We start from the raw sequence: 21,050 nt of genomic DNA on the forward strand, positions 1-21,050 counted from the left end.
AAAAAGGGTTATGAATATTTTGCAGGGTAAGGTTAAAGATATTTATAAAACCTTGGAGGAATATCTTATGAATACACAGCCTAATCCTGAATTGACCTCGGCTGAAATCGCAAGTCTTTGGAGTAATTATTTAAGCGATTCAATGGCTGTACAGACTATTAGTTATACATTGAGCCAGGTTGAAGATGAAGACATACGCTCTGTATTGGAGTTTGCTTTAAGTTTATCCCAGCAACACGTCCAATTTATCGAAAACCTGTTTACCAATGAGCAAATTGCTGTACCCGATGGATTTTCAACCCAGGATGTGAATTTAAACGCACCAAGATTATACACCGATGATTTTTTCCTCTTGTATATCCAAAACTTAGGGAAATTAGGTATGACTACCTATACGATGGCTTTATCTAATGCCGCACGTTCTGATATTGTGCAATATTTTAAACAAAACTTAAGCACATCTGCAGACTTACTGGATCAAGCCACGCAAGTAAAATTAACAAAAGGGATTTTTTCAAGAGCCCCCTATATTCCCAAACCTGAAAGGGTCGAATACATTAACGACCAACATTATTTGAGTGGGGGATGGTTTAGTGACAAACGCCCGTTAAATGCCATTGAAATTACGAATTTATATTACAATATTGAAAGGAATAGGGTGGGTGCAGCGCTGATTATGGGATTTAGTCAGGTAGCCCAATCGCCAGAAGTTCGAAAGTATTTGGTACGAGGACGGGATATATCAGAAAAACACGTGAATATTTTCAATAAAATTATGCACAATGACCATCTTTCAACACCGTCAGTATGGGATGCTCAACCAACGGATTCAACCGAATCTCCGTTTTCGGACAAACTTATGATGTTCCATATTACAACAATGAACACAGCCGGGATTGGTCAATATGGGGCGGCAATTGGATCCAGTCAAAGGACTGACTTGATTGCAACGTACACTCGTCTTACAGCTGAAATTGCGAAATACGCCGAAGATGGTGCTAATCTTATGATTAAAAATCGATGGTTGGAAAAACCGCCCCAAGCACCGGATCGAAATCAAATTGCAAGAGATAAGGGTTAGGTCTTATGAATGGATAAATTGCTGTGGAGCATCGCATTACCTGGTTTTGGCCAATTATTAAATAAAAAATACATCAAAGGGATTGTACTAATTTTCTTAGTGTTTTTGGTCAACGTACAGGGAAACTTTAACGAGGTCATCCTTCTAAGTTTTCATGGGGAGATAGAAAAAGCGATTCAATATGCAGATTATCAGTGGCACATGTTCTATCCTTGTTTATACTTTTTTGCCATGTGGGATGCCTTTAAAGATGCAGGTGGCGGAAAAAAGCCATATTCCTTTTTACCATTTGTATTTTCAGCCTATTTTGTGACTGTAGGAACGATCTATTCATCTAAACTAACTTTATTCAGCATATTGCTCGGTCCAATTTGGCTTCCAATATTAAGCGTCATTCCGGGTTTGGTTGTGGGATTCTTATTGCAGCACATCATGATGATAAAAAAGCTGGCTAATCAGTTTTAGCTTTTGCATCAGGGGGGTCACAGGCTTGGGTATTACCAACTTTATTCCTTTAACGGGTGCCTTTCCGTATCAGCGCGCGTATTGTACATAAGGGGGTCCTACCGACATTTTGACATCTAACCCGCGCTAAGCCACTTTCTTCCATATGAATCCTTATTATAGGCTCGTTAAGGGGTAATTTTATAATTCTACGCAAAAATCTCACCTCATTAAACCCCTTTTAGAAGCTATGATTCTCCCACTTAGGGCAGTATTTTATCGTAGAATCCATCTACGCTATTTTTAGGTCATTTTTGTAAGAAAATGGATTAGCGTTGTTTTTTTGTCATTATGTTGGCAAGACCGCTATTTCTTCAACTGTTAACTTTTTTTATCAATATTGCGTATTTTTTGTATTCTGTAGACTGAATATTGCGGTATCCAAAATCCATGGAGCTGTACAATTAACCAATTTTTAGATTGCTTATTCAACAGGATGTTCCAGGATGCAGCTTGATAATTTAATTTACTTTAGCCTTTTACATCAAGTGTCGGGGGCTTATTTTTTATGTCCAAGATTGAGTATCTTATTTTAACCATCTTTGGTTTCGTTTCTTTCTTCATCTTGCTGACCCCGATAGTATTTGGAACGTTGGCTTTGTCGGTATCCATACATAATGTTTCGTACCATTTCTTCGTTTTCAAGGCCGACACCAATTGATCCCGCAAAAGTTGCTATGGAAGTGGCCAACCAGGCCAATTTTGTATAATTCCAGAAGCTAACAGATTCGTTTAAATCACCTAATGATTGAAATAAATCCGGCGGAACAAACAAAAGGACTGTCAGCAGGAATAATACAAAAAGCGTAATATAGTAACATAATACTGCTACTGTTAAAGTAGCTACTGTTGTTCGGTTATATAATTTTCTGACAGCTTTATCATTATTTATAGCTGGCTTTTCCCACAGATTATGCGAGATGATAATCCATACCACGATACTGAAGATTGCACCAACCATTAAGCCCAAAAAGCGAAAAAGTTCAAATGCTCCACTTAACTTCCATAAAGTAGGGAAAATAAGGCCATAAGCCCCTGTAGCAAAAGCCACTGCAACGACAGGCTTAAATGATGGAATAATGCCCCATGGGCGATTTGCATAGGTCATTCCCGCTAAAACACGCAGTTTAGCCTGAAAACGTGGGCGAATAACAAGATGCAGATCCATTTTTTTACCCATAGGGGTTGAATGTTCACGACGAATCAGTGAAAACAAAAATTGTCTGGATACAGCGCCTTTTTCACGATCAGACATGCCTTCTTTTGCGGTAACAGCAGTTTTTTTCATACTATTATTCGATTGATGGCTGTGTAACTCTTTTACAACTTGTAGCAATACTTTCCTTATGCGTGCGGTTAAAGGAAAAGATCCAAATGCTGGAATCGATATTTGCCCGACTTGCCGATTATAATCACCATCTGCCACGACCAAATCCTTATCATCAAACAATGGGAGGTCTGTTAAACATATGGCAAAATCCCAGTTTTTTTGCTTTTTTATAGACTCAGTTTCCTCCATCAGTTCTTGCGTGTCTTCAGCTGAGCCAATAAGAGGGTCTGTTGTAACTTCAACAGACCATTTGACTTGATCTGAAACCTTTGCAGATAAGAATTCAGGTAATTTATTTTTGAAACTTTTAGCTAATTTTTCTGGCGTATCGGGACAAGGAATAAGTCCAATAGTTAATCGTGACAATTACCTCACCTCCAATAAATATAAGAATTGGTTCATTTTATTTACCCGATTTTTTTGAATAAACACATAGTGAAAATTTACAATTCATTAACTCGCTGGTCTGAAAAGTAGGTACCGTCAAGAAGTTTGTGTAAATAAATAGGATACTCCTCAGAATAGGTGGTGTTGGTATTTTCAGATATTATCCCGGGTACCCGGGATAATATCTGAAAATTCGATCGTTTGTGATCCGCTGTGCTTGCCGTATCTCGTTTCAAACATTTCCTGTAACGCTTGATAAGCACTTGCGAAGCCTCTGAGCTTCCGCTCTGACCATCTTTGGTTATATTCGGTTGATTGAAGGTATACCACCTTTTCTGCTGCCTTTTCACTGGGAAGGCTGTTCATCGTTTTTTGTACGCTTCTTGATTTCCTTCATCGTCCGCTCAATGATATTCGTGGTATAAATCATGCGCTGGATTGATGAGGGATATTTCAAGAATGTCAGAAGCACATTTAAGTCCTCTTCCCATGATTTGACGACTTTTGGATGCTTGCCTTGCCAGTTCTCTTGAAAAGTTTTAAATTGACTCATGGCTTCTTCACTCGTGCTGGCCTCATAAATAGCCTTTAAATCCTCGGCTACAGCTGTTTGATCCTTTTTACGAACGGCGTTGATGGCATTACGAACTTTATGTACCACACAGCGCTGGACGTCAGCCTTTGGATAAATTTCTTTCATCGCTGCTTCAAGTCCGGGCAGGCCATCAAAAACACCAAGCAACACTTCCTCAACACCCCGATTGTAAAGATCGCGGAGAATTTCTTTCCAGCCGAGTGAGCTTTCCTGGCCACCGACATAGAAACCGAGAATCTCGCGGTAACCGTCTTCAGACACACCGATGACCAAGTACACGACTTCATTGGCGACATCATCGCGGCGCAGCTTCAGGTAAGTCCCGTCAAGATAAAGGATTGAATAACGTTTCTTTAGTGGGCGCTGCTGCCATGTTTCGATATTTTCGAGTGTAACGTCTGTGATGTTACTAACCGTTGTTGCCGAATAAGCAGAGCCCAGCATGTGCTCAATCATTTGCCCGATTTCACGCGTGCTGACACCTTTCTGATACATTCTCGTTACCGTTTCGCCAACCCATTGATCACGGCGTTGGTAAGGTGAGAACAATTCCGTTTGAAATTCACCATGGCGGTCGCGGGGCACAGCAAGATCATCAATATGGCCGTGCTTGGTATCAAGCGTTCGTTTGTAGTAACCATTTTTTACTTGCTTCAATTCAGGATGTTCTTCGTTGAAAAACTGTTCCCTTTCCTCTACCAAAATCGTTTCGAGCTGGTCTTTGACAAAATCACGTACAAGACTATCCAGTTGATTCATAAAGCCATCATTCGTTATACTTTGAGTCATGGTAGGGTTTCTCCTCTCTCTATTTATAGCCAATTCCGAGGGTACCCTACCTCTTTTTTTGTCTCAAAGAATTTACACAAACTATTTTACGTCATCGAAAAGTAAAAAGATATAAAAAATTATTTAATAAAAATGTAACTCCAATAATTATGTTTATAAATATATTAAAATGTGGTATATAAAAAATAGAACTTAGCACTCGGATGGTTCTAGTGCTAAGTCAGAGAAAATATTAAGAAAGGAGTTGATTTATTCTGATTAAATTTATTCCTTTTAGTATGATGGAAGACTTTTCAAACGGATTTTGGTTGAGGGGAAGGGTGCCCTTGGATAGGGCTTAGCAAGCATTTTAATTGAAAGTTTATCTCTTTTTGTAATATGAAATTCACCTCCGTTAGTATTGAAATGAAGTGCTAATGTCAATATTTATTTGAAAAGGAGTGAGTCATGATGTCAAGTTTAATACCTTTCAATAGAAAAAATCGAAATGTATCAAATGTGACACCAACAAACCCTTTTAACATGATTGACGACTTTTTTGATGATGCTTTTAAAGATTTTCCATTGGCCAGAAGAAACCTTGTTACAGATCCGTTCAAGGTAGATATTCAGGAAACAGATAATGAATATTTAGTAGATGCTGAACTTCCAGGGATAAAGAAAAATGATATTGATGTCACGTTAAATGATGAAGGTCGTTTAACTATCTCGGTGAACCGGGAAGAAAATGTTGATACGAAAGATGAAGATAACAACTATATTCATCAAGAAAGACGTTACGATTCAATGCAGCGTTCACTCTTTTTGGCAAATGCCAAGACCGATGATGTAAAGGCGAAGCTAGAAGATGGATTGCTGAGAATCACTGTGGGTAAAGATGAACAAGCAGTGAAGGATAATTCACGTAAAATTGAAATTGAATAATGTTGTACAAGAAAAGCCTCACGGTCAATTTCGCGAGGCTTTTCTTTGGTTATTATTAGTTTTAGACTATTTACCGATTAACACATCAATTGAAAAAAATTTTGATTTCGATTATTTGGGAGAATGTCATATTTATGACCATATTGTTTGATTATTTCATGAATCATTTTGTAACCAATTTCGTCACTTCTATAGGAAGGATTAACTGAAACGTGTTGGATAATCACGTTTACGTCACTTTTAATTTTAAAACCAATTGCTCCAATAATATTATTTGACTGTTTCCAAAGATAAAGATGCCAATTAGGGTTATTCTCATATTGGTCAACAATTTCTTGTAATGATTTGATATCTCTTTTATTCAACGTGAATGAAAGAAGACCCATCGCAATTTTTCTGTAGCATTTTTTATAACGAATTAACATACAGTTTGAACTCTCCCTAACAGGTGACGGATTTGTTCTATCAAGAACTATTGCAACCATCCAAATCACTCCTTTAAAGAAAGTTTTTGGCACTCAAAAGAGGTGAATGCTAATTATTTTTTATATATCACATTTTAATCATTTTGTAAATTAATTTACATTTAAAAAACTATATATTTTTATTTATGATAAAATGGTAGTGACTGTGCCACGAACGGGCGCAGTTGCCGAACAATTGTGTGTTGAAGTTGGGCCATTGAATAAAAAAAGAAGAACCTACGACGAATTTTGGGGGTATGATGACAATTTATGTGAATTGGGGAAACGACAAAGTTAAATTGACATGGAAGCTGGAAAGCGAAATGCCACCATATAATTTAATTACAAGCGCTCATGGATTTTGCTTTTATAAAAACGAGTTGTTATTGGTTGACCTTAAGCACCGTGGATGGGACATTCCGGGAGGTCATATTGAATTATATGAATCTCCAGAGGAATGTTTTAAACGTGAAGCCATGGAAGAAGGGTACGTTGAAGGCAAATGCAATTTTCTTGGATGTATCGAAGTCGATCATAACGAAAATCCAAATTGGACCGAAAATAGTCCTTATCCCAAGGTAGGATACCAGGCATATTATCGTATGGATGTTGACCATTTACATCAATTTTCAAGCGAGTATGAGTCCACTCAAAGAATTTTTATAGATCCTAATAAAGCTTCTAATTATCATCACGAATGGCATGAGATATTTCAAGAGGCACTTAATCATGCTTTGTTGGTAAAAGAACCTTGACTATACCGCAATACCAGCCAATAGCTGTCAACACTTAGGACTAAAAAAGTTCGAAAATACATGTTATACTAAAATTAGACATACCAAAAAGCCTTACCGTTGAACCGATAAGGTTTTTGAATATTGTGAATTGGAATAACTCCCTTATGATTGATCTACAAAGACTTCCTGACGTTTTAACATGGCATGGATCCAGTGAACAAGTTTGTTGGCACAGGCAATGACAGCGACCTTGTGTGGCTTGCCCTCGTTTCTTTTGCGATCATAAAAACCTATAAGTTTTTTGTTCCGGTTTTTGGCCAGACCGCATTGCACAGCTGAATAAAGGGCTTGACGTAATCTTGATGATCCTCTTTTCGTGATGCGGTTAATGGATGCTTTATATTTGCCTGACTCAAAAACACTTGGATCTAGTCCTGCATAGGCAGCCAGTTGCTTAGGGCGTTCAAACAGATTGATTCCCCCGATTTCGGAGATGATTGTTGCCCCAATCTTTTCTCCGATACCAGGAACTGATTGGACCAAGTCATAGTCTTCAAAGGTCTTAGCCAGGGCATCTATTTCTTTTTGTAATTGGGATAGGTGCTCCTGGTATTGAAAAAGCATCTGGATATACATTTGTATACTGACAACGTGACCATGACAAACAGGATGTTGAAAGGGATTACGATCCGCCGCGGCTTTCAGTTGGGCTGCTTTGTCCAGAAACCATGCGTAGGAACGCTTCGCTCCGAATTGATGCATCTCCATAGCCAACGTCTGTTGAGAGACTTCTTGAATAGCCGCAGAAGTCGGATAATGCAGTAAGGTGTTCAGGGACAATTTGCCACAAAGATCACTAAAAACGCTATGATATTCCGGGAAAGTATGATCCACAGCAGCCTGAAACTGAAGTTTGATTTCAACGTAGCTGTCCGTTAAAGCGCTGTGTTGTCTGGTTAATTGCCGCAGATTCAGGTATTGTTCGTTTTTCCTCTGAAACACTTCCAGATCTTCTTTGTAATACAACTCCCCCAGATGGAAGGCATCGATTTTGTCCGTTTTCACCTTACGCAGGCTTGTTTTTCGAGCCTCATAGGAAATGACCGGATTGATAACATAATAAGTTATAGCTTGATCTTCAAGAAATTGAAGCACAGGTTCATGATAGTGCCCGGTGGATTCAAAGATGACAGCCGGAGGTTGTCCGGAAACCTGTTCCACTTCCTGATAAAACTGATAAAAAGCGTGAAGTCCTTGTAGATGGTGTTCAAATTTAAAGCTTTTTTTATATGGTTTTTTCCTTTTTAAAAAAGCTTGGACCTGGCTTTCCCCTTTGGCGACATCCAGGCCGATGACAGGATTCATAGGTAATCACAACTCCTTTGATAGATTCGTCGGTGCGCCCCTCACATCCCTTGTAGTTTCATAGCTTCGCTTGTTATACGGGATCATGTCCCAACCAGCCTCAAACATGTTTCTACAAGGAAGGGGTGGACAGTATTGCGGACGGGATCGAGTCCCACGGGCGCCAGCGTCCTCCCCCGACTTCCTCAAGCATATGAAACCTATAAAAAATAGGTCAACCAGTTCAATGACCGGCTGACCATATAATACGATCGGGCGCCATTCCGGAATAAGACTTGGTGTGCAATTCTGCGGTAAAGGACCAGATAATTGAATTTATTTGCTAAAGATTTAGGGGGATAAGAAATGGCTAAGACAATTAAAAAAATCAGCTGGATAAGTTATTGCGCACTGTTGTTAAGTGTAATCCCTGTACTGTTTTTCTTTGCTTTACTTTATAGCATAAACTGGGAAGGCATTATCACAATGCCTTTAATCATAACCATTATGATTATGGCTTTCATCTTATCGCTTATTGGTTTTTTCAAGAAAACGGAAAATAAGGTAGTTCCTTCAGTGGCTCTACTAATTACCCTGGGGAGTGGTTTTTTTATAGGTTTAATTGTTATTGTGTCCGGAATGGGCCAACCAACATAAAACCAAATGGAATTAAGTTACTAAATGTTCATCAATAGGGCGCGAATCGAATAAGTGCGCTCTTCTGAATAGATCCATATTGTTGAGGGGGTTGAGAATGTCAGATTTCGTTATTCCCGTGCTTATTACATTATTTGTTGTTATTATTTTATCCATCATTTTTAAAGGAAAGGATAAAGTGGATAGAGGCTTTAAAATAAATTACTTTAAACTATCTTATAGAAGAAAAATGATTAGAACTATTATATTTACCCCTATAAATATTTTGTTACTCATTTTTATTTACGTATATACTGACTGGAGTATGGTAGTAAACGTACTTGTTGGATTATTACTGATTATAGCTGGTTTAGTCCAGCTAATTTATAATTTCAATATGTGGAAGAAAAATGAAAAAGAAATATAGCCTAATTCAATTATAGCCCAATTCAATTATCGGGCGCTTTTTTCTAATAAGGCTTAGTGGTTGCAGTATATAGTGTTGATTTTTTAGTGTATTAACCGTATAATACATGACAGATGTGTATTATTCGGTTAATACACTGTTATTATAGCGTATTTGTAACAAAATAAAGTGATTAAGGTGGATGAGAATGAAACCAACAATGACTACGCATCGAATAAATGTCCTTGATTTAATTCGAGGATTTGCCCTGATTGGACTTCCGTTTGTTAATGTGCTGGCTCTTTGGGACAGCGTTAATTTATCTGGTACACAAGGAGATATCTGGATTCAGCGTTTCCTGTATATCTTTGTTGAAGGGCGTTTTTATGCAATATTTTCCTTCCTGTTCGGATTAGGATTTTGGATTTTTTTATCACGGGCACAGGGAAAAACCAATCATCCATATGTCCTTTTTATTCGGCGCATGCTGATCTTACTTGCAGCTGGTATACTGCACCATTTAATTAATCCCGGTGAAGTACTGTTGTTTTACGCGATTTTCGGAATGATTGTTTTATTGTTTTACAAGGCTCCTAAACAGATTAACCTTATCTTAGGAATAGCAGGCATTATTGTCGGAAGTTTTATTGGAGCAAAGACGCTTTTACCACTGCCCCTTATGATGCTTGGTCTGGCGTTCGGGCAATATCGTGTATTTGAAACTTTGTGGGAGAACAAAAAGAAATGGTTGGGCGTCGCTATTTTTTCATTTATTGCAACGAGTGCTATCACAGTTTTCCTGTGGCAGAAGGCGCCTGATGCCGGATTATTGACATATATGGAAGGATTTGACTATGATATAACCGAAATGCAAGTAGAAGCAAATCGTGCTTTTTATGATTTTATAGATTTGTCCATGGTTTTTGCACCCGTTTTCTCTATTTTCTACATTAGCATTCTCGTTTTGCTAGAACCTGTAGCAGGGAAATGGTCGTCCCCTTTACATTCATTTGGACGAATGGCATTGACAAATTATATTGGTCAGTCGATTATATTGTTTAGCTTTCTAGCGTTTATTCCCGTAGATACAATCGTTTCATATAAGGTAGCGATGATTGTTTGTTCAATTGTAGTGGCAGTACAAATCATTGTTTCATCACTATGGCTTAGATTTTTCAATTATGGACCGTTAGAATGGCTATGGCGCTGCGGAACTTATCGGAATTGGGTTCCAATACGGAAGAAATAGAGGTTACAAGACCAAGGTGGGTAACAAAACAAGGGAAACGTATGCTGATTTTTATCAATCAATTAATCTTAAGCAATACCAGCCAATAGCTGTCAACAAATATGTGTAAAATTATTCTCGGGGGTATTCGAGGCTAAATTCTGGCAAAAAAATGAGAAGGCACTCTATCATAAATGTATGCTTACGACGGCAAATACATTTAGAAAGAGACCATCTCATGAAAGATATTATATCAAGTTTATACACGATAATAAAGGAAACAGATAATTTAATTGATTTTGAAGAGCGTGTGCGGTTGTACATGCTCATAAGCCCCTAAATGGACTTGGACAATAAGAATGTTAACTACTATAATTCTTATATACCAAGGAGGAAGCCTCATGAGACGAACAAGATACTCAGAAGAATTCAAAATGCAGGCTGTAAAGGAAGCCATGGATACGGAAAAACCTTCTGTGGTTGCCCGTCGTTATGACTTAAATGCGAATATGGTGGGACGCTGGGTCCGTGAATATAAAAACGGGAAATTTGGTAACACAGATGTCGCATCCGTGCCTGATATCGACACCAAAGAGCTTTCCAGTGAAAATGATCACTTAAAGCAGCTATTAGGTGAAAAAGACCTTGAAATTGCCGTATTACGGGATCTTGTGAAAAAGCAGAACCCTCACTTACTGAAAAACTTGAAGTAGCCGAGAAATGGATCCAAAAAGGCTATACGGTGACGATTATCTTAAAAGTTATTGGCATACCGCGTTCCACCTACTATCATCGAAAATACTACAGGGTGGAAGAAAAGCAAGTAAGTGAGGGACGCCCAGCACCAGGATACTCGACCCATCAGGACGGGCATAAAGTTCCTGACGACCAAATTAAAGCGTTTTTATTAGAGCTTATCGCCGGCGAATACCATAATTTCGACTATCGGAAATTGACCAAAATGCTCCGTCGTGCTTATAAGCTGCAAATCAATAAAAAGAAAGTGTACCGCCTGTGTAAGGAACTGGATATCCTGCGCCCACAGAAAAGAAAAACGAATAAGGAAATTAGCGCGCAATCGCACCATAACAGCTTCTGACCAACTTTGGGAGGCTGATATCAAATATGGCTATATTCAAGGCGAGGATCGGTTTCTCTTCATCTGTTCGATTATTGATATCTGTGACAGGTCCATTATTGACTACCATGTTGGGCTTGAATGCACAGCCAAAAATGTCGTACAGATTCTTAACAGTGCCCTGTCAAAAAGGCAGCTATTTGACCAGCAGGATAAGCCTGTGATGCGAACGGACAACGGTCCACAGTTTATCTCGCATGAGTTTGAGGCCTTCTGTGAGGATCAGGAGATGGAACATGAACGGATTCCGCCTAAAACGCCAAATATGAACGCCCATATTGAGTCCTTTCATCGCATTATGGAAGATGATTGTCTCTCAGATCGTGAGTTAAAGACTTATGGAGAAGCCTATCAAGCTATCATGGAATTTATGGACTTTTATAATAATCGACGCATTCATTCCAGTATTCTAGACCTGACACCAATGGAATTTTATGAGCTGCAAGAAGTTGGCAAGACGGGAATTAAAGACATTCGGGTTTAACACCTTCCCATTTTTTCTTCGTTTTGTCCCTGCCCTAAAGTCAGCCAATTCCGGAATGGAATCAAGGGCTGAGCGTAAGCGAAGGGCGGAGCCTTTACCCTTGATATAATGGAGGCATTGGCTATCATCTTGAAAGGGACAAAAGAGAAGATACTATAAGAAAAAGCAAGGAATTTTAAATATGAGCTAGTTTAAGAGTGCTATGGGTTTGCTATATTTGTTCGCTTTTGAATCCTCATGCTGTACTTGATACGGTAGGGGCTATTGGAATCAATTCCATAAGGTATTCTGCAACCTCTGAATTAATTGGATTTACGGAAGCGTGTATTGTTGTAAATAAAATTTCAGCAGTGATTATTTGTGGAGTAGCCATCTTTCTAGGATATCAACTGTATTTTCTCACCCAATAATGATCGTTTACGAGGAAAATGTAGTTAAAATGATCTGCCGCAATACGATCGGGCGCGCTAATCGAATAAGTGCATCCTTCCGAATAGGACAAGAATATGGGGGAGAAGAATATTTTGAAGATATTAAGAGTTATTTTATCAATAGTTATTGTAGTATTAGCAAGCTTTATGCTAATAACTCAAAATTTTGAGTTTATGCCTTACTTGATGTTGGTATTAGGTATATCTACCTTGATTACTGGAATAGTTGAAATTCAAAAAGATAAAGGGAACGAGAACAGAATAAGAAGCGTGCAGTTGTCCTGTAAAAGTATATGCCATAACTTTACAGTAATCATTTAAAGAGCTGTAGTCTGGAGAGAAATGTGGACGCGGGAAGTCGTTACCATGTCATAATTTCAAGTTTTGACGGTTCCACAATAGGGCAAGAATGGATTAACGCTTGCGCCCGTTTTGCATATATTGGCTACACCCACTTGATTAACTTGTCCATTATCTTGTGGCTTTAATTTTGGTTTTAATCGAAATTGAATCAAGCTCATATTCTGTTGCTAAACGCTCAACAATATTTCTGATGTTATCATTAGTCTGCTTATCATTATGTTTACTGGTAGGAATTTCAATAGTAATTATGATGTCATTATTTTTTGGACTTTTTCTTTCGTATGTAGTGATGCGAGCTCCTTCTTCTTGATGTAAGGTTTTATTAAGTTGTTCAGTAAAACTGTGAATACGCTGCACTATGGTTTCACTTTCTTCCTTTGCATTTACATTATTAAAATGATTAACAACAATGAACGTTCCCACCAGCAACATTAGACAGCCTAAGATTGTTAACATAGTAGTTTTTTTCATTTAAGATTCACTCCTTTGAGTATTAACAACTTTGTAATCATAGCACGATAGCTACCTGTGTTTAACCGTCTTACTAGTTCTTAGTAATAACTAAAAGCAGGATCGCACCTACAAGTGGTATTATTTTATTTTGTATTCACTTTTTTAATCTTATGCACCCTAATCTGGAGTTATACAAGTTTCCTAGACCTTATGTTCAACTTGCTTATTTACTTTTATTTGTTTTGTTTTTACCCTATTTGTAAGTGGGTTAGCACGATGTAAGGTGGGGTATCTATAATACCAGCTAATAACTGTCAACATTTAAAGGTAAAAAAGTTCAAAAAAACATGTTACATCTTTTTGTAGCTTGGATAGATGCTCTTGGTATTGAAAAAGCATCTGTATATACAGCCGCAAGCTAATAAACTGACCCTGATTGACAGGATATTGAAAGGGATTACGTTCTGCGGCATCTTTTAATTGAGATGCTTTATCCAAAAACCATGCATGGGAACGTTTAGGTCCAAATTGACGCATTTCCATGGCTAACACCTGGTGAGAAACGTTTTGGATATCTGAAGAAGTCGGATACTGCAGTAAGATGTTCAAAGAAAGGATTGATTCCCACCAGGCTGGGATTTCTTTTAATGTCCGCTCCCAGTTGGAAACACCGAACACGTCCACACCAACTTTAAACGCATTGGGTTTAAATGCTAATGCAGCAAGAACCATATAGAAGATTGGATTGTAATCGACCATTGATTGTCCGCCAGGCCCCCCGTGTACCCACACAAGTGCAGGCACCTTTGTTTCGCTGGCTGTGATCGGTTCATAATAGATTGCCGGAATGGAAAGCCTATTAAACGATTCATAATGTATAATGTTTGCTTCCACGAGGTCATTTTGGTCAATTTCCGGACTAAGCGTATCAGTTAAACATTGTAGCTTATCTCCGTTAAAATCATAAATGTACAGGTTCGCAGATGCATTGGAACTGTTTAATAGAAACGCCAGTTGGTTCTCGCTTTCAGAAATGGTTACACCACTAATCTGCCCATCTGGAAGACCGGGGATTTCCACGTGATTTCCAGTTTGGTTTCTAGAACGTTCATCTCAATTTTTCCAATGTTGTTAAATGCATAAACCAGATACTTATGATTCGGAGAAATTTTGGCCATCATAATATCCCAGTCTTCTTCAGCTACTGTTTTCACAATGCCTTTTCTTAAGAATCCATTATATGTATTCTATTTCGAAGGGATCGAGCCCTTTATTTGTTATAATAATTTTTAAAAAATTGAATTTAACTTTCTAACAGGAGTTGACTTTTTATTATTGTGGATTAGTATTGTTGAGTTATGAGTTATTTTCCGTTAAAGGGTAAGGTGGACCCCATTGTCAAGACACATATTTTATAAAAATAAGGTGGGGGGTGAGTTATCATTGTTTTCCCTTTCCCATCTTACTAACTAGCTCTTTCTTGTGTCAGGTTCTGTCAAGGGCGTATTTTCCCTTGACAGGTTCTGGCACAGGAAAGATAATTGCCCAAGATGGAAAGGATAACGGTACGGGCTACCCGAAATAAATAGATGCCGGTGTTTGATAATCTAATGATTGATGAGGCCGTTCATGATTATAAAGGTTCATATAATCCCTTATATTGCTTCTTGCCGCTCTTGGTGACCCATAGTCCTTTAAATAGACTTCTTCGTACTTAAGGCTTCTCCAAAAGCGTTCAATCATGATATTATCCAATGCCCGCCCCCTTGAGTCCATACTAATTTGTACGGATGGATGCTCTTTTAAAAGATTAATGTATTTTGGGCTGGTAAAATGACTGCCTTGATCACTGTTAAATATTTCAGGTGTACCGTGCGTGAATGCGTGTTGTACGGCATCCAGGACAAAGTCAATTGCCAACGTCTGATCCAGTTCCCAACTGATAATGTAACGGGAATACCAGTCGATAATGGCCGTTAGATACATCCAGCTATTATGCAAGCGAATGTATGTAATATCAATGCTCCAAACCTGGTTGGGCCGAGTAATATTCACTCCTTTCAGCAGATATGGATAAATACGGTGCTGTAGATTGCGTTTACTCAAATTAGGACCCGGATAAATGGCTTGTATACCCATTTCACGCATGTGACGCCGCACTCTTTTACGGTTGATATTCACTCCTTTTTTCTTTAGTATTTCAGCAATCCTGCGTGAACCAAAATACGGATATTTGGTATAAATCTCATCAATCCAATGTTTCATGGCAACCTCTTCCGGTGACGGTTGAACAGGCTTATAGTAAAGGCTTGAACGATTGATTCCGAGTAGTTTAGCCTGCTGGGAGATAGGCAGTTCCGGATCTACCCAGTCCACCATCTCCATCCGTTCCCGTCTAGTCGTGGTATATGCCAGATTTTTTTTTGATCCACGACAATTGCGTGGTTAACTTTCCGACTTCTGCATAGAGATTTTCAAGCTTTTCTTCATAGTCGGCTTTCATTTTTTCCTGGTCCTCATTCTGCTTGTTAAAGAGCTTCGGCATTTCTTGCAGGAATTGTGTTTTCCACTTATGAAGTTGGTTCACATGGATTCCGTTTTCCGAAGCAATTTGGCTCATTGGTTTTTCTTCCTTCAAGATTTCCAACACGATTTGTGATTTGAATTCTGGTGTATATCTTTTGCGTTTCATATACCTACCTTAACATCTCCTTTTTTCGTGTCTAAAATCTTGGGTCCATTATAGGGTGCCATTCCGGAATAAGTCTTGCGTCTATCCCATACGAAGGGCCATTTAATGGAATAAGGGATATTCGACTAGGGGATAGAAAAATTAGTTCAGCATTGACATTAATACGGTATAGGGGTATATTTTAATTTAAAGTCTTAAAATTCTTCAGTAGGAGGAAGGGATTTGTGAAAAAAAAGAAAATAACACTCGGGTTGCTTGCATTAATTACAACATTAGTTTTAGCAGCTTGTGGCGAAAATGAAGAAGCTACTCCAAATGATGATGCCAATACAGGGAATGAATCTCAAGAACAGATGGATATGAATGAAGGAGAGTCTGATTCCATGGAAGGAATGGATCACTCAGGGATAAATCATTCAAGTTCTGGGAAAGTTTCTGCTGGTTTACAGGAAGCCGAAAATTCTACGTATCCAGTTGGTAGTGAAGCAATGATAAATGCGCAACATATGGGAGGTATGGATGGTGCTACAGCAACCATTACGGGTGCATTTGATACCACTGCGTATGAGGTTTCTTATACACCAACAAACGGTGGCGAACCAGTGAATAATCATAAATGGATCATACATGAGGAACTTCTTGTTGAAAAACCGGGAGATGCTCCTATAGAAACAGGTACTGAAGTTACCTTGAACGCAGATCATATGGATAGCATGAATGGTGCTACAGCTACGATTGATTCGGCTGAACAAACAACAGTATATATGGTGAGCTACACGGATACGGAAACTGGTAAAGAAGTAACAAATCATAAATGGGTAATAGAAAGCGAACTTTCACCAGTGAAATAAAATCAATGATAAAGTTCTGACCATGGTGAGAACTTTATCATTAATTCCTAAGCGGTCATCTGTCTGCATGCATTCGCACAAGAACGACAAATAACTGCACATTCCTGACAGTGAGTATCCTTGAATTTTTCGCATTCTGTTGCACACGCATCACAATGAGTAGCACAGAGTTTGCAAAATTCTGCTGCGCTTAGGCTATTCCTAGCCATGTATGCTGCAGCCTGAAAACACATATCTGAACAATCATTTAAATGTTGGATACACATTATACGTGCTTGAACATCCGGTTCCTGCAAACATGCTGTAGTACATTCTTCACAAGCACGAGCACATTTTAAGCATTCATCAATACATTGATCCATATGTGTTGGGGAACTAGAAAGTACTCCCATGACGACTCACCACCCTTTTATAATTTACAATAGTATTGTCTTAACAAATAAAGTAATTATACATGTTACGTAGAAAAATCTAGAATCGGGCGCTTTCGCGGAATAAAAAAGCGTCAAAATCTGCATTATCAGTCCATTTTGTCTAATAAATGTATTGCTTTAAAACGTTCAGGGAGGCAGGAATATGATAAGAGTAGATGTTGCTTACGCATTGATTTGTAAAGGAAACGAAGTTCTTGTGGTTAATAATCAAGGTGGTACCTGGTCTCTTCCTGGTGGAGCAGTTGAACAAGGTGAAACACTAGAGCAGGCAGTTATCCGTGAAGTTGCAGAGGAAACAGGGTTAACGATAAAAGTTGGAGAAATTGTTTCAGTTAACGAGGCCTTTTTCAAAGAAAATGGTCATCACGCACTATTTATAACATTTAAAGCAGAGGCAATTGAAGGAAAACCCTCAATACAAGATACAGGGGAAATATCAGAAATAAAATGGACGGACTTCCAAACAGCAAATAACTTAATGCCTTATCATCCCGATGGAGTAGAAGGTTTATTAAAATCTTCATCACCTTATACATTCCAGGGTTAGTTATAACCCCTTTCTTCACTAAATGGGAGCGTTATCGTAATAAGGAGGCGTCCTTTTTTCGATATGTGAACCAGATATTTGAATAGGAATTTTGGAATTTCCATTTTATGCTAAAGGTGCTTTCATAATCTCATCAATCTGTGCCTGATATTGTTTAACAGGGCCAAATTGCGTAGAAATGTATGTTAGAGTTTAGTTAGAGAGATGGATTTATGCAACAAAATAGCTTCAAAGAAATGAAGTCGAGAGAATTTTCCTTATCAAACCAAAATCTGATTCTTGTTGCTGGTGTAGGTATGACTATAGGAATTTTATTCGGAACTGGCATAATTTAATTTGTTACTTAAAAAGGGCGCATTTCCTAAGTAAGGATTTGCACCCCGATTTAATAATTAGTTACACATACGTTATAAGTTGAGTTATTAATTCATAGCCAAAATAGGCACTAAATCCAAATAAAATAATTGCTGCCACAATCGCAGCCCATTTTAATACCGTCTGGTTTAAAAATCTTCTTGAAAAATGAATGATACTCATTAACCCTATATCGTGGACTAATATCCCAAGTAAAATCCCTAGTGCTACTATTATAAACTGTGCTTGGTTCTCCCCATTTATAGAAAATACCAATAATGGACTAAATATACCAATCCAAAATACGATATTACCCGGAGAAACTGCCATTAAGAAGCCCGAAGTATAAGCTTTTGCCAATGATTTTTTGGGGGTAGCTTCACTAAAATCAACTTTATTTTTCGATTCTTTTAAGCTGTCAATCCCAATAATTAATAAAAATATACTTCCGATGAACCACATAATAAGTTCAACCATTGGATGGGCTAAGACATGAGAAAATCCAAAGTAAACTAATATAATTAATGCTAAGTCTATTGTCATACCACCCAATCCCACAAACCATCCACTTAAAAACCCTTTTCTCAATGCCTGATTAACCATTTGTACAGTCATTGCTCCAGGAGTTACAGATATTACTAAACCTAATAAAAAATATGTAATGAAAGCTGTTATCATTCTTTGTACTCCTCCGCAAAAAAATCACTAACAGACTAATTATAATTGAAAATGTATATTTATGAAGAACAAATGCTCATTCCATTAACCGGCGCTTTTGTTGAAAAAAGTAAAGGACTTTATTTTCAATTAACACTGGGGGCAGAATGAGCGGCGGATTCATTATTACATTCATTGATTGAATATACAGGATCAGGAATTTTGTTTGGTCGCCATGTAGAATGCGTACGAGAATTACGGACCTGATAAAGAAATGATGGCGACGTACTTTAACTACATGATTCGCAATCGCATGATGATTTGATGCGGAAGCAGAATAAAGAGACAGAAAAGATAGCGCATTACGCTCACGAACACAGGGTTCATATTGATGAGGGAGGGTAATTATTACCGGAATCGAATTGGAACTATCCGATAGTAAGCCAGGAGCCAGACCATGAGGAATGCTACGCAGCATTTTGGCAGAAAGTGCGCGGGGCAGTGGTAAGTGAAGAATCCATCTGCCGGTTATATGCGGGATAAACGGTCGTTATATCATTTGAATTATTTCATTCGGTGCTTAATCTTTTCATAAACGTCTTCTTCGCCTGTTCCTGCTAGTAATGGAACACCATCAATCGCTTTTTCCTGTAAACTTTCGGGAACAATCGTGGTGGAGATCATGAGGTCATATTCATTCGCTTTATTAATAGCATCTTGAACATTTGCTTGATGTAATGTCACGTGTTCGTTCAGCTGTTCTTTATCGAGCCATTCTTTTAACTTTTCGATAACAACGGTGGATGTTGCAATTCCTGTACCGCAAATAACGAGTATTTTTTTCATTGATTATTCTCCTTATGTTTCCATTTATGAATATATAGAAGTGCGGCAAAGGCCATGATTCCAATCAAGCCAATACCAAACCAGCCCAGCCATTGTCCGGATCCGGTGAATATAAATGTTGTCCAAACGACACCATCAATCAGCGAGGAAATAATGGTGTTGGTTTCTGTATCAAAATCTGCATTAATAGCCATTTCCGTAAATAATGGGGCGATCCAGGTCGCAATGTATAATCCGGCACCGATATAAATCGTTGCTGTGATCACTGTACGAATGATATTGCCCCGATAGACAGGTACCATTAAACAAAATAAAAACGGGAGAGAGGCTAAGTCGCCGAATGGCAGGACATGATTTCCCGGCAGGATAACAGCCATGGCCAGCGTAATCGGCACCATCAATAAGGAAGCGGATAGAACAGCAGGATGCCCAATCGTCAGTGCACTGTCCATACCGATGTACAGGTCACGATCCGGAAATCTTTTTTTGATGCGGTTGCTGGCAGCTTCCGAAATAGGGGTCAGTCCTTCCATTAATAAGGCAACCATTTTCGGCATTAACAGCATGACAGCTGCTGTTTGAACAGCCAATTGCAATGTTTCCTGAATACCGTAGCCTGCCAACAGACCTATCAGGAGCCCAAGAAGCGCGCCCAGCACGGTGGAATCCCCGAACAAACCAAATCGCCGCTGAATGGTTTCCGGATTGGACTGGATTTGATTAAATTTGGGAATACGGTCAAATAATGCATTCATCGGTTTTGCTAAAAAATAGGATGGTGCAGAAGCCGCGTGTGGAAAAGTCATTTTCTGATAACCGAAATACGATTCCACATCATCGGCTAATAGATCTCCCGCTAACAATACAACCATGGCATGAACACCGATTGTTAATATCCCAAGGGTAAAATCATTGGTAATGGCATAGACAAGTGACCCGGTAAAAGCCATATGCCAATAGTTCCAAATATCAACATTTACGGTTTTGGTAAGCCCGAAGGTTAAAAGGAGGATGTTGACACCGATGCTGATCGGAATAGCCAGACTTCCTAGTACGGTCCCATAGGAAATAGCTGAAGCGGCCGGCCAGCCGACATCAATAATTTGTAAATCCATTTCAAAATGGCGTAACATCGATAAAAGTATTGTCAATGGTTCAAATTTTCTATCACATTGAGGTGCTGTGAAGTTAATAAGATCACTACGTGGAGGATAGGATGGGTCGTTCAAAAAAAGACACGTAAGATTACGGCAATGGCGGCCACAGAACTGATACCGGTGGTTACCATCCATTTTAATAAAGTAAATCAAGTGTTACATGAAGAATTCTAGGATGAAATATGTCATGACCAAGAAGAATCGCCTTCTGAAAAGGA

At 38.6% G+C, this 21,050-nt stretch carries 23 protein-coding genes and 1 pseudogene; 12 read left to right on the top strand and 12 right to left on the bottom strand.

The features are described 5' to 3' along the window. Positions 1–10: 10 nt before the first annotated feature. Positions 11–1,081, top strand: coding sequence for a DUF3231 family protein (locus ON01_RS01435; protein WP_245544961.1), 1,071 nt, complete (start codon positions 11–13; stop codon positions 1,079–1,081). A 9-nt stretch (positions 1,082–1,090) separates the two neighbouring features. Further along, complete coding sequence (locus ON01_RS01440; protein WP_010529231.1) at positions 1,091–1,546, top strand: hypothetical protein; 456 nt, start codon at positions 1,091–1,093, stop codon at positions 1,544–1,546. A gap of 571 nt (positions 1,547–2,117) precedes the next feature. Here the strand turns inward: ON01_RS01440 and ON01_RS01445 are convergent. Together ON01_RS01445 and ON01_RS01450 are read right to left on the bottom strand one after the other, a co-directional pair. Continuing rightward, the gene (locus ON01_RS01445; RefSeq protein WP_010529232.1) at positions 2,118–3,281 is read right to left on the bottom strand and encodes a hypothetical protein; all 1,164 of its coding nucleotides are present in this window, start codon (positions 3,279–3,281) and stop codon (positions 2,118–2,120) included. Positions 3,282–3,455: 174 nt separating this feature from the next. After that, a pseudogene (locus ON01_RS01450) lies at positions 3,456–4,686 on the bottom strand (IS256 family transposase). A gap of 450 nt (positions 4,687–5,136) precedes the next feature. Here ON01_RS01450 and ON01_RS01455 point away from each other — a divergent pair. Next, the gene (locus ON01_RS01455; RefSeq protein WP_010529233.1) at positions 5,137–5,610 is read left to right on the top strand and encodes an Hsp20/alpha crystallin family protein; all 474 of its coding nucleotides are present in this window, start codon (positions 5,137–5,139) and stop codon (positions 5,608–5,610) included. 77 nt (positions 5,611–5,687) lie between these two features. On the opposite strand, the gene ON01_RS01460 is transcribed toward ON01_RS01455, so the two are convergent. Beyond that, complete coding sequence (locus tag ON01_RS01460; protein ID WP_010529234.1) at positions 5,688–6,095, bottom strand: GNAT family N-acetyltransferase; 408 nt, start codon at positions 6,093–6,095, stop codon at positions 5,688–5,690. 236 nt (positions 6,096–6,331) lie between these two features. Between ON01_RS01460 and ON01_RS01465 the strand changes: the two genes are divergently transcribed. Next, a complete protein-coding gene (locus ON01_RS01465; RefSeq protein WP_010529235.1) occupies positions 6,332–6,829 on the top strand; it encodes an NUDIX domain-containing protein in 498 nt (165 codons plus the stop codon). Positions 6,830–6,973: 144 nt separating this feature from the next. On the opposite strand, the gene ON01_RS01470 is transcribed toward ON01_RS01465, so the two are convergent. Next, positions 6,974–8,176 carry an IS110 family RNA-guided transposase gene (locus tag ON01_RS01470; RefSeq protein WP_010529149.1) on the bottom strand — a complete coding sequence of 401 codons (1,203 nt, stop codon included), beginning with the start codon at positions 8,174–8,176 and terminating at the stop codon, positions 6,974–6,976. A gap of 345 nt (positions 8,177–8,521) precedes the next feature. Between ON01_RS01470 and ON01_RS01475 the strand changes: the two genes are divergently transcribed. The 6 genes from ON01_RS01475 (at position 8,522) to ON01_RS19385 (ending at position 12,047) form a co-directional block, all read left to right on the top strand. Then, positions 8,522–8,812, top strand: a complete 291-nt coding sequence (locus ON01_RS01475; protein ID WP_010529236.1) for a hypothetical protein — start codon at positions 8,522–8,524, stop codon at positions 8,810–8,812. Between the two features lie 97 nt (positions 8,813–8,909). Continuing rightward, positions 8,910–9,218, top strand: a complete 309-nt coding sequence (locus tag ON01_RS01480) for a hypothetical protein (RefSeq protein WP_010529237.1) — start codon at positions 8,910–8,912, stop codon at positions 9,216–9,218. A 187-nt stretch (positions 9,219–9,405) separates the two neighbouring features. Further along, on the top strand, positions 9,406–10,446 hold the full coding sequence (locus tag ON01_RS01485) for a DUF418 domain-containing protein (RefSeq protein ID WP_010529238.1): 1,041 nt from the start codon (positions 9,406–9,408) through the stop codon (positions 10,444–10,446). Between the two features lie 380 nt (positions 10,447–10,826). Further along, positions 10,827–11,138 carry a transposase gene (locus ON01_RS01490; RefSeq protein WP_010529239.1) on the top strand — a complete coding sequence of 104 codons (312 nt, stop codon included), beginning with the start codon at positions 10,827–10,829 and terminating at the stop codon, positions 11,136–11,138. A 29-nt stretch (positions 11,139–11,167) separates the two neighbouring features. Continuing rightward, positions 11,168–11,524 (top strand): IS3 family transposase, encoded by a 357-nt coding sequence (locus ON01_RS01495; protein ID WP_040912167.1) that lies wholly within the window; start codon positions 11,168–11,170, stop codon positions 11,522–11,524. 34 nt (positions 11,525–11,558) lie between these two features. Further along, positions 11,559–12,047, top strand: a complete 489-nt coding sequence (locus ON01_RS19385) for an integrase core domain-containing protein (RefSeq protein ID WP_245544965.1) — start codon at positions 11,559–11,561, stop codon at positions 12,045–12,047. A 902-nt stretch (positions 12,048–12,949) separates the two neighbouring features. On the opposite strand, the gene ON01_RS01510 is transcribed toward ON01_RS19385, so the two are convergent. From ON01_RS01510 to ON01_RS01520, 4 genes are all read right to left on the bottom strand, one after another. Further along, entirely contained in the window at positions 12,950–13,312 is a 363-nt protein-coding gene (locus ON01_RS01510) for a hypothetical protein (protein ID WP_010529241.1), read from the bottom strand. 303 nt (positions 13,313–13,615) lie between these two features. After that, a complete protein-coding gene (locus tag ON01_RS19775; RefSeq protein WP_010529242.1) occupies positions 13,616–14,374 on the bottom strand; it encodes an alpha/beta hydrolase family protein in 759 nt (252 codons plus the stop codon). Continuing rightward, the gene (locus tag ON01_RS19390; RefSeq protein WP_175284915.1) at positions 14,332–14,508 is read right to left on the bottom strand and encodes a hypothetical protein; all 177 of its coding nucleotides are present in this window, start codon (positions 14,506–14,508) and stop codon (positions 14,332–14,334) included. The genes ON01_RS19775 and ON01_RS19390 overlap by 43 nt, the downstream gene beginning before the upstream one ends. 358 nt (positions 14,509–14,866) lie before the next feature. Next, positions 14,867–15,986 (bottom strand): IS3 family transposase gene (locus tag ON01_RS01520; protein ID WP_138919703.1). Its coding sequence is split into 2 segments (ribosomal slippage): positions 14,867–15,719 and positions 15,718–15,986, totalling 1,122 coding nucleotides; the frame shifts between segments, so codons are not numbered across the junction. Positions 15,987–16,210: 224 nt separating this feature from the next. On the opposite strand from ON01_RS01520, the gene ON01_RS01530 reads away from it, so the two are divergent. Continuing rightward, a complete protein-coding gene (locus ON01_RS01530) occupies positions 16,211–16,837 on the top strand; it encodes a YdhK family protein (protein ID WP_010529243.1) in 627 nt (208 codons plus the stop codon). 47 nt (positions 16,838–16,884) lie between these two features. On the opposite strand, the gene ON01_RS20170 is transcribed toward ON01_RS01530, so the two are convergent. Then, the gene (locus tag ON01_RS20170) at positions 16,885–17,229 is read right to left on the bottom strand and encodes a four-helix bundle copper-binding protein (RefSeq protein WP_010529244.1); all 345 of its coding nucleotides are present in this window, start codon (positions 17,227–17,229) and stop codon (positions 16,885–16,887) included. A gap of 184 nt (positions 17,230–17,413) precedes the next feature. Between ON01_RS20170 and ON01_RS01535 the strand changes: the two genes are divergently transcribed. Continuing rightward, on the top strand, positions 17,414–17,818 hold the full coding sequence (locus tag ON01_RS01535; RefSeq protein ID WP_010529245.1) for an NUDIX hydrolase: 405 nt from the start codon (positions 17,414–17,416) through the stop codon (positions 17,816–17,818). Positions 17,819–18,214: 396 nt separating this feature from the next. On the opposite strand, the gene ON01_RS01540 is transcribed toward ON01_RS01535, so the two are convergent. The 3 genes from ON01_RS01540 to ON01_RS01550 all read right to left on the bottom strand — a co-directional run bounded on the left by ON01_RS01540 (position 18,215) and on the right by ON01_RS01550 (position 20,826). Beyond that, on the bottom strand, positions 18,215–18,850 hold the full coding sequence (locus ON01_RS01540; RefSeq protein ID WP_010529246.1) for a LysE family translocator: 636 nt from the start codon (positions 18,848–18,850) through the stop codon (positions 18,215–18,217). 543 nt (positions 18,851–19,393) lie between these two features. Then, the gene (locus ON01_RS01545; protein ID WP_010529247.1) at positions 19,394–19,675 is read right to left on the bottom strand and encodes a PTS sugar transporter subunit IIB; all 282 of its coding nucleotides are present in this window, start codon (positions 19,673–19,675) and stop codon (positions 19,394–19,396) included. Beyond that, positions 19,672–20,826, bottom strand: a complete 1,155-nt coding sequence (locus ON01_RS01550) for a PTS galactitol transporter subunit IIC (RefSeq protein ID WP_010529248.1) — start codon at positions 20,824–20,826, stop codon at positions 19,672–19,674. The genes ON01_RS01545 and ON01_RS01550 overlap by 4 nt, the downstream gene beginning before the upstream one ends. Positions 20,827–21,050 lie beyond the last annotated feature (224 nt).

Source organism: Lentibacillus jeotgali, from assembly GCF_000224785.1.
Lineage (GTDB): Bacteria > Bacillota > Bacilli > Bacillales > Amphibacillaceae > Lentibacillus > Lentibacillus jeotgali.

Excerpts from the sequence above, each read along its gene's own strand:
- ON01_RS01510 (WP_010529241.1), bottom strand. The coding sequence starts at position 13,312 with ATGAAAAAAACTACTATGTTAACAATCTTAGGCTGTCTAATGTTGCTG.
- ON01_RS01440 (WP_010529231.1), top strand. The coding sequence starts at position 1,091 with ATGGATAAATTGCTGTGGAGCATCGCATTACCTGGTTTTGGCCAATTA.
- ON01_RS01535 (WP_010529245.1), top strand. The coding sequence starts at position 17,414 with ATGATAAGAGTAGATGTTGCTTACGCATTGATTTGTAAAGGAAACGAA.
- ON01_RS01485 (WP_010529238.1), top strand. The coding sequence starts at position 9,406 with ATGAAACCAACAATGACTACGCATCGAATAAATGTCCTTGATTTAATT.
- ON01_RS01490 (WP_010529239.1), top strand. The coding sequence starts at position 10,827 with ATGAGACGAACAAGATACTCAGAAGAATTCAAAATGCAGGCTGTAAAG.
- ON01_RS01475 (WP_010529236.1), top strand. The coding sequence starts at position 8,522 with ATGGCTAAGACAATTAAAAAAATCAGCTGGATAAGTTATTGCGCACTG.
- ON01_RS01455 (WP_010529233.1), top strand. The coding sequence starts at position 5,137 with ATGTCAAGTTTAATACCTTTCAATAGAAAAAATCGAAATGTATCAAAT.
- ON01_RS01540 (WP_010529246.1), bottom strand. The coding sequence starts at position 18,850 with ATGATAACAGCTTTCATTACATATTTTTTATTAGGTTTAGTAATATCT.
- ON01_RS01480 (WP_010529237.1), top strand. The coding sequence starts at position 8,910 with ATGTCAGATTTCGTTATTCCCGTGCTTATTACATTATTTGTTGTTATT.
- ON01_RS01460 (WP_010529234.1), bottom strand. The coding sequence starts at position 6,095 with ATGGTTGCAATAGTTCTTGATAGAACAAATCCGTCACCTGTTAGGGAG.
- ON01_RS01545 (WP_010529247.1), bottom strand. The coding sequence starts at position 19,675 with ATGAAAAAAATACTCGTTATTTGCGGTACAGGAATTGCAACATCCACC.
- ON01_RS01470 (WP_010529149.1), bottom strand. The coding sequence starts at position 8,176 with ATGAATCCTGTCATCGGCCTGGATGTCGCCAAAGGGGAAAGCCAGGTC.
- ON01_RS01435 (WP_245544961.1), top strand. The coding sequence starts at position 11 with ATGAATATTTTGCAGGGTAAGGTTAAAGATATTTATAAAACCTTGGAG.
- ON01_RS01465 (WP_010529235.1), top strand. The coding sequence starts at position 6,332 with ATGATGACAATTTATGTGAATTGGGGAAACGACAAAGTTAAATTGACA.
- ON01_RS20170 (WP_010529244.1), bottom strand. The coding sequence starts at position 17,229 with ATGGGAGTACTTTCTAGTTCCCCAACACATATGGATCAATGTATTGAT.